Annotated in this window: 12 protein-coding genes; 8 read left to right on the top strand and 4 right to left on the bottom strand. The window is 42.0% G+C overall.

Features of this window, described 5'->3' with window-relative positions; genetic code table 11:
• The first annotated feature begins 51 nt into the window (after positions 1–51).
• Positions 52–960, top strand: a complete 909-nt coding sequence (locus F6K46_RS12670) for a CoB--CoM heterodisulfide reductase iron-sulfur subunit B family protein (protein ID WP_293052827.1) — start codon at positions 52–54, stop codon at positions 958–960.
• 275 nt (positions 961–1,235) lie between these two features.
• Here F6K46_RS12670 and rpmA read toward each other — a convergent pair whose 3' ends face one another.
• Both rpmA and rplU read right to left on the bottom strand, forming a co-directional pair.
• Entirely contained in the window at positions 1,236–1,508 is a 273-nt protein-coding gene (gene rpmA / locus F6K46_RS12665; RefSeq protein WP_070395797.1) for a 50S ribosomal protein L27, read from the bottom strand.
• Positions 1,509–1,584: 76 nt separating this feature from the next.
• Positions 1,585–2,022, bottom strand: coding sequence for a 50S ribosomal protein L21 (gene rplU / locus F6K46_RS12660; protein ID WP_008188488.1), 438 nt, complete (start codon positions 2,020–2,022; stop codon positions 1,585–1,587).
• Between the two features lie 343 nt (positions 2,023–2,365).
• On the opposite strand from rplU, the gene F6K46_RS12655 reads away from it, so the two are divergent.
• From F6K46_RS12655 to F6K46_RS12625, 7 genes are all read left to right on the top strand, one after another.
• Positions 2,366–3,796: an alanine/glycine:cation symporter family protein gene (locus F6K46_RS12655; RefSeq protein ID WP_366510660.1), complete on the top strand. Its 1,431-nt coding sequence runs from the start codon at positions 2,366–2,368 to the stop codon at positions 3,794–3,796.
• Positions 3,797–3,844: 48 nt separating this feature from the next.
• The gene (locus F6K46_RS12650) at positions 3,845–4,171 is read left to right on the top strand and encodes a hypothetical protein (protein ID WP_293052823.1); all 327 of its coding nucleotides are present in this window, start codon (positions 3,845–3,847) and stop codon (positions 4,169–4,171) included.
• 1,639 nt (positions 4,172–5,810) lie between these two features.
• Positions 5,811–7,355, top strand: coding sequence for an asparagine synthase-related protein (locus F6K46_RS12645; protein WP_293052820.1), 1,545 nt, complete (start codon positions 5,811–5,813; stop codon positions 7,353–7,355).
• An 89-nt stretch (positions 7,356–7,444) separates the two neighbouring features.
• Positions 7,445–9,058 (top strand): hypothetical protein, encoded by a 1,614-nt coding sequence (locus tag F6K46_RS12640; RefSeq protein ID WP_293052817.1) that lies wholly within the window; start codon positions 7,445–7,447, stop codon positions 9,056–9,058.
• Positions 9,059–9,295: 237 nt separating this feature from the next.
• On the top strand, positions 9,296–10,213 hold the full coding sequence (locus F6K46_RS12635; protein WP_293052814.1) for a DMT family transporter: 918 nt from the start codon (positions 9,296–9,298) through the stop codon (positions 10,211–10,213).
• A gap of 618 nt (positions 10,214–10,831) precedes the next feature.
• Positions 10,832–11,266 carry a universal stress protein gene (locus F6K46_RS12630; RefSeq protein ID WP_293052811.1) on the top strand — a complete coding sequence of 145 codons (435 nt, stop codon included), beginning with the start codon at positions 10,832–10,834 and terminating at the stop codon, positions 11,264–11,266.
• Positions 11,267–11,386: 120 nt separating this feature from the next.
• A complete protein-coding gene (locus F6K46_RS12625; protein ID WP_293052808.1) occupies positions 11,387–12,199 on the top strand; it encodes a carbon-nitrogen hydrolase family protein in 813 nt (270 codons plus the stop codon).
• A 79-nt stretch (positions 12,200–12,278) separates the two neighbouring features.
• Here the strand turns inward: F6K46_RS12625 and aroF are convergent, their stop codons facing one another.
• Both aroF and F6K46_RS12615 read right to left on the bottom strand, forming a co-directional pair.
• Positions 12,279–13,343, bottom strand: coding sequence for a 3-deoxy-7-phosphoheptulonate synthase (gene aroF, locus F6K46_RS12620; RefSeq protein WP_293052805.1), 1,065 nt, complete (start codon positions 13,341–13,343; stop codon positions 12,279–12,281).
• Positions 13,344–13,861: 518 nt separating this feature from the next.
• On the bottom strand, positions 13,862–14,371 hold the full coding sequence (locus tag F6K46_RS12615) for a PAM68 family protein (protein WP_293052802.1): 510 nt from the start codon (positions 14,369–14,371) through the stop codon (positions 13,862–13,864).
• Between the last annotated feature and the right edge of the window lie 3 nt (positions 14,372–14,374).

The raw sequence follows: 14,374 nt of genomic DNA, 5'->3' as shown, positions 1-14,374 counted from the left end.
TACCCTTAAGCTGATCTCTAACCGTTTTAAGGCGATTAAGTATAAATTACTATGCCATCTGCTACGCTCAAATATGCCTATTTCCCAGGTTGTGTTGCTCAAGGAGCCTGTGGAGAACTATACCAATCTACCTCAGCCTTAACCCAAGCGCTAGGAATTGAACTGATTGAGTTGAAAAAAGCTGCTTGTTGTGGTTCTGGTACCTTCAAAGAAGATTCCCAACTCCTAGAAGACACTGTTAACGCTCGCAACATCGCCCTAGCTGAGCAGCTGAATCTACCCCTATTAACCCATTGCAGCACCTGTCAGGGAGTAATTGGTCATGTAGATGAGCGTTTAAAAGAATTCCAAGATACCGACACCGCTTATGTGGAAAAAGTGAATGGCTTGCTGAAAAAAGAAGGCTGTTCTCCTTACAAAGGCACTACGGAAGTCAAGCATTTACTGTGGGCATTGGTGGCAGATTACGGCATGGAAGCCCTAGCAGCACACGTGAGTCGCAAGCTAACTGGACTCAAGTGTGCTGCATTCTATGGTTGTTATTTGCTGCGAGCTCAGACATCCATCCCCTACGATGACCCAGTGCATCCAGAATCCATGGAAACTGTATTTCGCACCGTAGGAGCAACACCTGTATATTACCGAGGTCGTACTCAATGTTGTGGTTGGCCAATTTCTAGTTATGCCACAGAACAATCCTTCAAGATGGCAGGGAGCCATATTCAAGAAGCCTTGGATGCTGGTGCCGACTGCATGGTGACCCCTTGTCCGTTGTGTCATCTTAATCTGGATTCCCGTCAACCGGAGGTAGAAAAGGTGATTGGGCGTCAATTAAGGTTACCAGTATTGCATTTACCCCAGTTAGTTGCCCTAGCCCTAGGGGTTAGTCCAAAGCAACTGGGTTTAGAACGGCACGTGGTTTCGACCGCACCTGTACTAAAGAAGTTGGGGCATACTTGACTAGTTATAGCGCTACGCGCAAGGGCAAGAGGCAAGAGGCAAAAGTTTACTACAAAAGCGTTTCAGCTTCTATCAATGTCCTAACTTTAATGCGTAGTGCTATATCATATCCCTTATCGGGTAATGGGTAATTGGTAGTTAACGATTACCCATTACCCATTAGCTTTTGTATTTGCTACATAGAAAAGCACCCCCAAGGGGTGCCTCATCAGTTACCATCAACAGCAGCCAACTGCTGATGGAGGGATTTCAGTCTCAACTATAAACCGTTGTATCTAAGCTGATGCTTCGGTTTCAACCGGGTAAACGCTGACTTTTTTTTGGCTTTTACCCCTTCTTTCAAAAGTGACTATGCCATCAGCTATTGCAAATAGGGTGTCATCACCGCCGCGACCAACATTGGTACCAGGATGAAACTTAGTACCTCGCTGACGTACCAAGATGTTGCCAGCCTTAACAAACTGACCACCGTAGCGCTTGACCCCTAGGCGTTTGGAATTAGAGTCACGACCGTTACGAGTACTTCCTGTTCCTTTCTTATGAGCCATAATGTTCCTTTATATTTCAGTGTTTGTACGGGAATTTTGAGGGAATTTTGCCCTCTCCACAGGTCTGAGCCATAAACTATTCCGGAGCAGTTTCAGCCGTTTCCTGAGTTGCTGGTGCTTCAGTTGCTGGTGCTTCAGGGGCAGTTTCTGCTGAAACTGGTGCTTCCTCTGCTTTGGAAACCGAGGCGAGCACAGAACCATTCATACTAATAGCATCAATCATCAGACGGGTTTTTTCCTGTCTGTGTCCCCGCTTCTTACGGGTTTTCTTCTTAGGCTGCATTTTGTAGACGATGATTTTGCGATCGCGAAAGTGTCGCATCACCGTTCCTTGTACGGTTGCTCCTTCAACTAAGGGCTGACCGATGCTGATTTCACCATCATGATTAACGAACAGGACTTTGTCGATGGTGACATTTTGCTCTGGTTCAACGTGCAGTAGTTCGATGTCGTAAAAGCGACCCGGTTCGACTCGCAGTTGCTTGCCACCAGTTTCGATAATTGCGTAGGTCATGGATTTGTTTTTCTAGAGTTGCCGTACAGGTAGCTGGTTAGTGTTTGTTCCGATGGATAGGATTTCTTGCTTGTGCCAGCTTTTGTTATGCCTTCACCTGATCCGAGCAGGAATCGACACGTAATCTATTATTATCTTTGATTAGTTAGTCTTTGTCAAGACCATAACCGTGAATCTTGACAGCAAATCTAGCACTAGGGTAACCTTACTACTGATTAGATTTGGTGTCCAGTTTTTGGTAAGTCCTGGTAAATTTGTAAAGAAGTATTGCTAAAAGACGTTGACACTAAATCCTATTTTTTTGAATTTCCCCACTTTAGCTGTAGCAGCAAACAACTCGGTTATAACTAACCTCATCGATATTGTTAACCAAATCTTAAATGGCATATCCAATGTACTCTTCTTTAGCATCAGTGGTATGCCACTGATTGTCTTGTGGCTAGTCTGTGGTAGCCTATTCTTCACCTTCCGGATGAACTTCATCAACATCTGGGGATTTCGACACGCCATTGACATAGCCTTAGGCAAATACGAGCAACCCAACCAAAACGGTGAAATCTCTTCCTTTCAAGCTCTATCAACTGCCCTATCCGCTGGTGTTGGACTCGGTAGCATTGGCGGTGTTGCCTTTGCCATCAGTATCGGAGGACCAGGAGCTGCGTTCTGGATGACCCTTGCGGGGTTATTGGCCATGAGCAGTAAATTTGTAGAATGTACCCTGGCTCAAAAATATCGAGTGGTCAGACCAGACGGAACTATAGCTGGTGGTCCAATGTATTACATCTCGGCTGGTTTAGCCGAAATGGGATATCAAAAGCTGGGCAAAATCGTGAGCATCGTATTCTGCATCTTGTGCATTACTGGGTCATTTGGTGGTTCGAGTATGCTTCAAGCTAACCAATCCTTGGAAATAACGGCCAGCGTAGTTCCCTGGCTGATCAATCGAGGCTGGTTTTATGGCTTAATTCTGGTTGCTCTAGTGGCATTGGTGATTATTGGTGGCATTCAACGTATTGGCTTAGTGGCTAGTACCATCGTCCCCGTCATGTGTGGGATCTACATTTTGGCATCCCTGTGGATTCTAATTGTCAATTTTTCCAGCATCCCATCTGCCATCGAAACTATTGTGACAGAAGCCTTCTCTCCCCAAGCCGTTGAGGGGGGTTTGATTGGGGCGTTAGTACAGGGATTAAGGCGTTCAGCCTTTACTAATGAGGCAGGTATTGGTACATCTCCTATTGCTCACGCCGCTGCCAGGACTCAGGAACCAGTGCGGGAAGGAATTTTAGCCCTACTCGAACCCTTTATTGTTACTGTGGTCGTCTGCAATATGACTTCTTTAGTAATAGTCATCACTGGGGTATACAAAAATCCTGAGTTTGCTAACTTCGGTGGTGCCGAAATGACCGCCGCTGCTTTTGGGAGTGTAATTAGTTGGTTTCCAATGCTCCTAGCCATTTGTGTGTTCTTTTTTGCTTTTTCTACCATGATTTCATGGAGTTACTACGGTGAAATTTCTTGGGATTATTTGTTTGGTTCGAGAACTTTAATTGTCTACAAAGTATTATTTTTGATCAGCATCTTTATTGGAACTTTGGCTAACCCAGAACCAGTGTTTAATTTCAGTGATAGTATGCTTAATGCTATGGCTTTACCTAATCTTTTCGGTGCCTACTTCCTCTGTGGCAAAGTAGTCACTGAACTCAAAGACTATATGGAGCGCTTGAATTCTGGGAAAATAGTTCCCGTAACTCAATCGCAAGCATTAAGGTGATGGGGTTGACAAAAATGGAAGAATGAGGTTTTACGGCTCAAAAGCCTGTTGAACAAAGACAGCCAGACTTCATCAAAACCCCCATCAAGGGATTTAATCAGAAGGTCGATCAGAAGTGATCGCAAAAAAGCGATCGCTTTTTTGCAAGCATATGCGCGTAGCGCACGCTACTTGATGTGCGGTCAGCGGTCAGCTTCAAATAAACCTCTTTTGGGAGAATTTAATAGTTCGAGATTTTATCGAATTGAAAGTCTAGGGAAAAGCCATTGGCCATTGGCCACGCTACTTGAGGTGCTTTGTGGCACAGGCTTTGGCCTTGGCCTAAAGGCCACGCTACGCGAATGGCCACGCTGTGCGAACAACGCTGGGACGTAACGGCCAATGGCTGATACCTGAATGCTTAGTTTAAAAATAAAATTATAGCACAACAATTACCGAATATACCAAATAATTAATAAATTGTATACTAGTTTACTGGTTGAATTACTATGCTATCAAATTTCGATCAAAGCTCCCGATTACCTAAAATTTTTTAATGATTTTTTCAAAGGCTGCGATTATACTCGGTTTAAGTACCAAATAGGTGAATTTTTTAATAAATTTTAACCTGATTTACTGGTTAAAATATAATGCTATCAAATTTAGACCAAAATCATCGATTTTATAACATTTATTAACGTTTATTTGGCTAGGGCATTAATTATACTATATTTATTTACTATTGAGTTATTAGTTTTTATTATTTTTTTTTTTAAATATATAATTATCTCAAATATAAACGCTAGATTTTTACCGGATTTTCGCAAATACCTAGTTCAGCTAAGTGCTTTCACACTCTAGATTTAAGGGGATTTAGGCAGGTCACATCTGGTCATTGTTCAAGGTATTTTTAATCACATTCCATAAAAAAAAATTTTTTGTGATGCAAAAAGTGTGAGATACTAAGCAAAGCGTGAATAAAACTTGCAGCACTAAGAGGATATCTGAAAAGTTTTTTGATATTGAATTTTGCCCCCCTAGCCCCCCAATTCTGGGGGGAACAAGAATCTTTTGCTGGTAAAAGTCCCCCAAAATTGGGGGATTTAGGGGGCTTGGATGTAGCAAATGAGACTTCTCAGACAACCTCTAAAGTTTAAACTTCGATATAAGTGGAGCATTAATGAAATATTTGAGAGCAAATCGCTCCAAGGGCAGTCAGGACACTGCCCAGATTGGGAAGCGATTATTCAATGCGGTGACGGCGTCCTACTAACGATCACCTTAACTCTAAACAGAGTTTGAAGATGAAGCGTTAGAGTACGCTTGATCGACAATAACTCAGTAATGAAAATTCTGGCTGCTAGCGTGGCTGAGTCATAGGGCGGCGTAGTCGAGTGGCGAAACTAGATCTGGGTAATGAATATTCTCCAATAGCTCACCAATCGTCTCCCTGTGGCACTTAGCCCAATTTTCTCTGGCTTTGTGCGCTTTATAACTGGCCTTGTGCTTTCAAGTTTTGGATCATTTTACAGTGATTTTATCACTCGATTCCAATGTCAATTACCCTAACTGAGATAAAGCATAAAATGATTTACTTGTAAACTAACTTATCAACTAAATTTAGATAGATGGGTTTGCCCTGATTCCCTACCTGAATCCTATCGAAAATTTTCCCTAGATATGGCAGGCAGCATGGTTTTGGATGCTTTGCCTTAGAATGAAAAAAAAATCCGGATCAAACTTGACAAAATCTATTTTTTGTGTTTCAATAATTGAGGATAAATAAATTGACGATAGAAAAATCAATGAAAACAAAGATTAATCTCCTACTAGTCTTTCTATAAGTTATCTGTTTTTTTATAGATAACCCAGCATTTGCTAATGCATGTTATTAAGTTTTGTCCGTAATTAATTCTCCTAATATGTCTCCTAATATGGTTGCATATATAAGAGATTTATGTAATTTTTTCAGTTTAGTCTATAATCTTTTTGGACTGAAAAAATACCATTTGATCAGAGGTAAATAAAGTAAATTATGTGTGGAATCGTCGCTATTGTTGATTCAAATTCAACATCGCTTCAAAATGAAGATCAAGTTCGTGTAATGCTGTCAAAAATCAGACATCGTGGCGATGAAACTAACTTTGCTGAATTGAGTTCAGTAGGTCATTCTACTCTTGGATGTAATCGGTTAGCTATCGTAGATAGAGCACATGGGCGTCAGCCATTGATAGGGAACAATGGAAGTATATATGCTGTCCAGAATGGTGAAATATACAATTATCTAGAGCTTCGTGATCAATTAACTGCTAAAGGGTACCAATTCATAACAGAATGTGACACAGAAGTCCTGGTGCATGGCTATCAGGAGTGGGGAGAGAAATTAGTAGAACATCTGGATGGGATGTTTGCATTTGTGGTTTACGATAGCGTAAGTAATACGTTTTTTGCTGCTAGAGATCATATAGGTATTAAGCCGCTTTATTACTTACAAAAAGGCGATGCTTATTATTTTGCATCTGAAATCAAGTGCCTGATACAATTAGGTGACGATATTCAAGTGCTGCAACCAGGTCATTTCATTGTTAATGGCAAGACTAAACAGTATTTTAAATTGTCAAAAGAATCTATAGAGTACAATGATGAAGCCTCAATAATTGCCCATTTCAAAGAGCTGTTTGTGAATTCTGTCAAAAAAATGGTGCAGACAGATTTACCAATTGGCATGATTTTTAGTGGTGGAATTGACAGTGCAGCAGTGCTTAGTATTGCTCGGCAATATCACAATAACATTACAGCATTTACCATTGGTTTCCCAGGTTCCCCTGATGTAGAAATAGCTAAGCGATACTGTGAAGAAAATAAGATTGACCATAAAGTTCAATATCTTAATATTGACGATTTGATTTGCAATGTTACTAATATTGTTTACATTTGCGAAACATTTGAAACCATCGATGTTATGGATGCCTCCCTTATGTATTTCGCTTACAAAATGGCGAAAACTGCAGGCATCAAAATTATTCTCATCGGAGATGGAAGTGATGAGGTTTTAGCCGGTTATGATTTCTTTAAAACTTCTCCCGATCCTGAATACTTAATGACCTATCGTCTGGGCAATTTGTACCGCACAGATCTACAACGATCAGATCGATGCAGTATGATTCACTCCGTTGAAGCACGTCCACCATTCATGGACAAAGAATTTCTGCGTTTTGCGTATAATGTCCCGTTTGAGCTTAAACTACGTAATGGTATTGAAAAGTGGATATTACGAGAGGCAATGGCAGATTATTTGCCAGATTATATTAGGCTCAGGAAGAAGGTTCGATTACCAGAAGGTTCTGGTCTCCTATCTCAATTATTAGATTTTGTTCGTAGTCAGACCTCAGCGGTAGAACAAAAAATATTATCCAGATTAAAAATAGACTCTACCGATGGTGCATACCTATTGGAGGAATATTTGAAAGCTGGATTTCCGATTCCCCATGAGCGATACAAAAAGCCAAATTTAGATTTTTCATCTAATGGTTATTTTGAATGGAGTTCGGACTCAAAACAACTAACTAAAATTCGTTGAGTTGTTGACAGATAAAAGCTTAATCTAAAAACAGAAGATTAAGAGCGTTAAAACCTCATTTTTAGTTGCAACAAGGATAAAACTTACTTATGTCAATGCAAGCTTTACCTGAAGTTAACGTACTCAAGCTAACCGCACAGGAGTATGTCAACATACACACCTACATATATGAAATTCCAATTCCCAATACCGCTACTGTATTTCTAGCAATCAATCGGGAATCCGTTGATAGTCCTGAGGTACTAGTACATCCAGATAACAGCGGCACTAGTGATCCAAAAAACTTAAAAGCAGTATTAAATTGTAACTCCTCCTATGGCGGTACCCGTGCAGAGCCTCCGGTGGAGGGAGACTACGAGCAAAGCCGTTTGAATGCCCTTGAGTCTTTGTTAAAGCTTTCATTTTATGAAAGTCATACTAAACATAAATATCTTAGTAAGACAAATGAAAAGGGTGCTTTAGATGAATTAATTTCACCTGAAAGTAAAATAAAAAATTACTTGAAGGCACAAAATGAAGCACAAAAAGATATTCCTGAAGGATATGATTTTTCTCGGGATTTTCTAAAACTTGAATTTCGAGGTGGACGGGCTATCATACTATCAGAAAATTTAGACATACATGAGATTATTGTCGATGCCAGCCATCCAAAAGCTTATGAAGTGTATTCTTCTATCTTCAAGGAGGTAGGAAAATTCCTCAATGGTCAAACAGGAGCAACAAAAATCGATTTTCAAGGGAATGTTGTAGAAGAAGACAGTTTCATTCCAGCGGGTGCACTATTCATTACACCTGATTTTGGTCCGAATAAAAGGTTAGCTGATTATCTTCATGAGCATACACCTCAAGTTTTGGGTGTTGATGCCTCTGTTGGTGGAGGTGGAGGTAAAGCAGCCTACACAGTCAGTGGATTTTTTGGAGCCTTTGATGCAGCTAGTGAGCAAGGATTATTTAATGCTGACGATGAAAATCTTCCCATCTCACTAATTGGTGCAGCAGGTGCAATGGGTTCAGATACAGCTAAACGACTGGCAGAAAAGGGTTTTAAAAATGTATTAGTCTCAGATATAGCCTATGACTACACCAAACCTGTAGAGACAGATTCTACCACAGGAGAAAAACTGGTTCCCATCTTGGAAAGCGAACGATACCGTATGAATGGTGAAGCATTCCAAAGAATTCCCTCCAGTTGGGGTGTGGCTTTAGCAGAGCCAGGAAAGTTTACTGATGAAGCATTGGGTAAAAATGGTGAACCGAGGGTAATTATTGCTATGACTTTCGGTAAAGCCCTAAAGCATTCCAATCTTGATGCTATTCCATACAATTCCACTGTGCTTCTATCAGAAAATTGGGCAATTCCTCCTGGAGATGAAGGATTGGAAATCATGAAAGCTCTCAAAGACAGGGGTATTATGGCATTGCAAGGTCAAGCAATAACTCCCGGTGGAGCAGGAAATTCTAAAGTGGAAATATTTTTCAGAGCCACAGAAAATGGAGGCATCACCAAGGCAATGGAAAATGAACAGACACCTACTTATCATAAACGTCTAGGACATGAAATTGTGTACAGACAAGTAAAGCAAGGTGCCAGTGATTTGCTGACTTTGGCGAAGGAAAGGGATATCACCACAATAGAAGCTCTAGCTGAATATACTAACCTACCTGTACTGGCACGAAACTTTGTATTGCAAAAGTTTCTCTAATAACTAGCTAAATTTTTAGGGATTCAGGTATCTCAACTCCAGCCAAAAAGAGATTTCAGAATTACTGAAATTTAATAGATCGAAAATTTTGGCCAGTTGAGAAGGAAAGAATTAGGGGTTCAGTCAATGCTTTGAATAACTCCGAGAGCGATCGCAAGCGATCACTCTCGGAGAATTTGTTAGAGTTAGGTGAGTGCTTTTTTACTCAAATTAAATATAAAAATATGACTTTTAGCTATGTTTATTGAGATTAGTAAGGAAAATCGCGCTAAAGCACTGGTTTTTGGTGCCATTTTAATAAAACTTATTTTGTGGGGATCCGCATTTCCTGCCATTCGGGTTTCCCTGACTGGATACAGTCCTGCCGGAGTCGGTTTTCTACGATATCTAGTCGCATCTCTGGTTCTGCTTGTGTATGCCCTAATCAGCCGAATGCCAATGCCTGAACTAGAAGATTTGCCGCTAATTTCCTTTTGTGGTTTTATCGGTATCGCGCTTTACAATTTCATGCTCAATACAGGTGAGCTTACTGTTACGGCTGGTGTCTCAAGCTTTATTAACTCGACGCAAGTAGGCGTTATCGCAATTTTGGCAGTACTATTCTTAAACGAACAACTTAAAAAAATAGGTTGGATTGGTATTGCGTTGTGTATTGTGGGTGTTGGTATTATGTCCTTCACTGAAGGCGATATGTCCTTCACTGAAGGCGATGTTGTTCACCTATCGATAGGAGTATTATTCGTTTTTATTTCGACCGTCTCAACCAGCTTGTATTCAGTGCTACAAAAACCACTGCTACAGAAATACACTGTAATTCAATTTATAACCTATGCAATTTGGGCAGGAGCAATCTGTTTATTCTTCTTTGCACCTCGTGCCGTGTTGTCAGTTACTAATGCACCGTTGAATTCAACTTTAGCAATCGTTTATCTGGCTCTATTCCCAGGTATTTTGGCTTACGTTGCATGGTCTTATGTATTGTCTAAGCTTCCAGCCTCACAAGCAGGCAGTTATTTAGCTTTGATTCCTGTAGCCGCGACGTTTATTGCTTGGTTGTGGTTACACGAAGTCCCCACAGCATTATCCTTACTTGGCGGTGCGATAGTCTTCTGTGGTATTACGCTTATTAATCGAAGTAAGCAAGTTTCAGATTAAGTAAATGCTCACCGCAATCGGCATATACTTTAAACGGTCATAATGTGAGGTTTGTCAAAAGCCTGAAACCTCAGTAAGAAATCTAACTCTTGTTTATACTTGACATGTGCCGACTCAATACTCCCCTAGAGTTAGCTGAATCCCACCCAGTTCAAAACGCAAGTTGTTGCCGTGCAAAGTATCGTATAGAAAAGTTTAGGCGCTCATTCGACATTATGTGCGCCTAATCTCCTCTATAGCAGTCCTAAATGATTCGTAAAAATAACCCTGGCTTAATTAAGCGTTTATTCCCTATATTTTTTTGTAAAAAACATCATACTTATGAAGTTTATTAAACTCAAAAACGTAAGTATTTAGCCGTGAGCCTTGGCCAAAGGCCACGCTACGCGAATGGCTCACGCTTCGCGAACAGCTGTCAACCTAACGCTAATCAACGGGAAGTAGTAAACAACCTTACGGGCTGGTAAAGCTAGTTGAAAATTCCTGATCGTTTTACTCATCCGACCCGGTTCAGTTAAAGCGCATGATAGCTAATAGCTAATAGCTGATAGCTTACACTCAATCTTCCTAGAAGATCAGTATTTATAATATTTTTAAAGAAGCCATAGGAGTCAATCTATGAGCTTATTCGCCACCGACCGTGTACTTGTCCCGATTGATTTTTCTGAAACCTCCTTTGAGGCATTAGCAAAAACAATAGAATTTGTCAAGGATGCATCTCATATATACGTTATCCATGTCCTACCTCCTCTCAACCCTGGTGAACCGGGAGTGATGTGGCGTACAGTAGATAGCCAGACCCGTAAATCCCATGTGGAAAAGGTACTTTCTGACAGATTTAAGGAACCTCAATACCAAGGAATTCATGTCCAGATCACCATCGGAAATCCTGCCTCAAACATCATCGACTACGCCAGGGAACAAGCTATTGACTTGATTGTGATCCCATCTCATGGCTATACGGGTCTGAAACGATTTGTTTTGGGGTCAGTAGCTGAGCGAGTCGTTCGATTTGCCCATTGTCCAGTGCTGGTTCTGCGACGGGAAGTCTGACAGTGATGAAATTTTTTTAATTTGGTTTGGGGCATTCTGGGGAAAATATAGAAAATAGATTTAATATCTGTCTATAGATTTAATATCTGTCTATCTTGAAAACTCTACGGTTCACTCATAATGAAGTGCTATCTTGCAGCTGCCATTCAAATGACTAGCTCCCCTGACCTAGAACAAAACCTAGTTCAGGCAGAAGAACTGATCGACCTAGCCGTGCGTCGTGGTGCTCAACTGATCAGCTTACCGGAAAACTTTTCTTTTCTTGGTACAGAGCAAGACAAAATTACCCACGCTGATGCGATCGCAGAGCAAAGTGAGCAATTCCTCAAAACTATGGCGCAACGGTTCCAGGTCACCATCCTTGGTGGTGGCTTTCCGGTACCGGTGGGTACTAGTAAAGTCTACAATACTGCCCTACTCATCGGTTCGAGTGGCAATGAACTAGCTCGCTACCATAAAGCTCATCTATTTGATGTTAACCTCCCTGATGGGAATACCTATCGAGAATCAGAGACAGTTAAGGCTGGAACTGAGCTACCGACGGTCTACTCGTCCCCAAAATTCGGGAATTTGGGACTCTCTGTGTGTTATGATGTCCGATTTTCGGAACTCTACCGACACTTATCCCAGAATGGAGCGGATGTATTGTTTGTGCCTGCTGCCTTCACCGCCTACACTGGCAAAGACCATTGGCAAGTTCTGCTCCAAGCTAGAGCCATAGAAAACACCTGCTATGTGATTGCCCCAGCCCAAACTGGTCGTCACTATGCCATGCGCTACAGCCATGGTCATGCGATGATAGTGGACCCTTGGGGGGTGATCTTGGCAGATGCTGGAGACACACCAGGAGTTGCGATCGCAGAAATTGACCCAAACCGTCTCCAACAAGTCCGCCAACAGATGCCTTGTCTAGAACACAGAGTCTTTGTTTGATTAGTTCTTAGTCTTAATTAACCTGAGTTCTAGATAAAGTTGGTTATGTCGAACTCAGGTCATAACTACAAACTAACTACTAATGACTAGCAACAGCCACAGCAGATTGAGGCCAACGCCCTACGGCTTGACCGATTACCGCCATTTCTTTCACCAACTCATCAAACCGATTCGGTGTCAAGGATTGTGGTCCATCAGACAGAGCTTTAGCGGGGTTGGGGTGAACTTCGATCATCAACGAGTCAGTTCCAGCTGCGATCGCAGCTTTTGCCATAGCTGGAACATAATCAGACTTCCCTGTGCCGTGACTGGGGTCAATCATAATCGGCAAGTGAGTTAGGAGTCGTAAGACTGGCAGTACTGAAAGATCTAGGGTATTCCGGCTGTATTTACGGTCAAATGTCCGAATTCCCCGTTCACAAAGAATCACATTAGAATTGCCCGCTGCTAGGATATATTCAGCAGCCATCAACCACTCATCAATAGTTGCTGACATGCCCCGCTTCAGGAGTACTGGCTTATCTTGAGCCCCCACTTTTTTCAGTAGGGCAAAGTTCTGCATATTACGGGCACCCACTTGCAGAACATCCGCTACCTTACCAATTTTGTCCACATCAGCAGTGTCCATCACTTCGGTAATGATGCCCAAGCCACTTGCTTCCCGTGCCTTGGCTAGCAAATCCAAGGCACTTTCGCCATGACCCTGGAACGAATAGGGGGATGTCCGGGGTTTGTAGGCACCTCCCCGCAGGAACTTGGCTCCTGATGCCTTAACCCTGCGTGCTGTTTCGACGATCATATCCTCGTTTTCCACCGAGCACGGACCCGCAACAATCACCAAGGGATGGTGTTCACCGAAGACCACTGGCCCATTCGGCGTTGGCACTAGTACCTCACTGGCTTCCCCGTGACGATACTGACGGCTAGCCCGTTTAAACGGTTGCTCTACCCGCAGTACCTGTTCTATCCACGGACTAATTTCCTGAATTTGTAGGGGGTCTAAAGAAGCGGTGTCACCAACTAGACCCAACACTACTTTATGCTTACCAACAATTTTTTCTGGAGTCAGCCCCCATTGGCTCAATTCTTGGCTAAGGCGAGTCACCTCGACTTCTGGAGAGCCTACCTTCATGACTACTATCATAAAAAAAATCCTCGTGAGTTTATAAACCCCGCGTCTAATGACCGGGGATGAAAAACCAGCCGACTAAGAGCCGATTAATTGGTTGTACATGTAAACAAAGATAATTCTAAGGATGAAACCCAAGATTTCCCTTAGAGTGTCTAATACAACTAGATTCTTAACAGCTTAGGGATTTTAGCCCCAGTCAGGGAATGTGGGTCGGAGATGGTCGAGTTCCTACCCTTTGCTGTTGACAGAGTACTTTCTTATTCTATAGAACACTTTCTGGCTCTATATATGCCTTTTTGACTTATATTTATATTTCAATAGTCGCGATATCTGCTTGAACCAAAATTTTGATCAAATTACCCTTGTAGAATCTTGGATTTAGGCGGAAGAACGGAAAAAATCTAACTAATCAATATAACAATATGTTAATTAACATAACAAATCCCTTGCCCAGGTTAGTTAGGAAGCGAAAAAGTGCTTCCTACCTGGTGACCTTATCCCCAAACCGAGACCATAGGCTCCCCAAAGGGTTAACTCTTTGTCTTAGCAGCACGCCATGCTGATGTCAATCTGCCTAGGTTAGTGGTGAACTCTTGCCAACCAAAAAAAGTTCCTGGTATATCTTCCTCCCATGAAGCAGAAAGAACACCATAGCTCAACCCCAACACACCTAGACCAAAGCATCCCATACTCACCAGAATGACTGCCACATGGGGTAACTCTACCCCAACCTGTGTGATCAATAAATAGCTAACCACAAATGTAGCTATCCCTAAGAAACTGGGAATACCACACATTAGAGCCATCCGACGCACCATCCGTTTACTGACCACATCGGGGATTGCCATTGAGTCATTTGAGGCAGCCGTTGGCTTATCTTGCTTCTTATCTTGCTTCTTATCTTGCTTGACAGTAGTTTGACTGGGTTTTTCCTTTGGAGTAGCTTGGGGATTTGTTGATGAATTTTGGGCTTTAGGGTTCTTTTTGCGCTTTTGACGTGGTTCAAAAGGCAATCGCTCCCGTGACGGTTCAGTAGACATACA

It is taken from the genome of Moorena sp. SIO3E8, assembly GCF_010692445.1.
Lineage (GTDB): Bacteria > Cyanobacteriota > Cyanobacteriia > Cyanobacteriales > Coleofasciculaceae > Moorena > Moorena bouillonii.
The sequence above is the reverse complement of the archived record's forward strand: the minus strand, read 5'-3'. Positions and strand labels throughout refer to the sequence as shown.

Coding starts and splice junctions, on each gene's coding strand:
- F6K46_RS12670 (WP_293052827.1), top strand. CDS start 52: ATGCCATCTGCTACGCTCAAATATGCCTATTTCCCAGGTTGTGTTGCT.
- rpmA (WP_070395797.1), bottom strand. CDS start 1,508: ATGGCTCATAAGAAAGGAACAGGAAGTACTCGTAACGGTCGTGACTCT.
- rplU (WP_008188488.1), bottom strand. CDS start 2,022: ATGACCTACGCAATTATCGAAACTGGTGGCAAGCAACTGCGAGTCGAA.
- F6K46_RS12645 (WP_293052820.1), top strand. CDS start 5,811: ATGTGTGGAATCGTCGCTATTGTTGATTCAAATTCAACATCGCTTCAA.
- F6K46_RS12640 (WP_293052817.1), top strand. CDS start 7,445: ATGTCAATGCAAGCTTTACCTGAAGTTAACGTACTCAAGCTAACCGCA.
- F6K46_RS12635 (WP_293052814.1), top strand. CDS start 9,296: ATGTTTATTGAGATTAGTAAGGAAAATCGCGCTAAAGCACTGGTTTTT.
- F6K46_RS12630 (WP_293052811.1), top strand. CDS start 10,832: ATGAGCTTATTCGCCACCGACCGTGTACTTGTCCCGATTGATTTTTCT.
- F6K46_RS12625 (WP_293052808.1), top strand. CDS start 11,387: ATGAAGTGCTATCTTGCAGCTGCCATTCAAATGACTAGCTCCCCTGAC.
- aroF (WP_293052805.1), bottom strand. CDS start 13,343: ATGATAGTAGTCATGAAGGTAGGCTCTCCAGAAGTCGAGGTGACTCGC.
- F6K46_RS12615 (WP_293052802.1), bottom strand. CDS start 14,371: ATGTCTACTGAACCGTCACGGGAGCGATTGCCTTTTGAACCACGTCAA.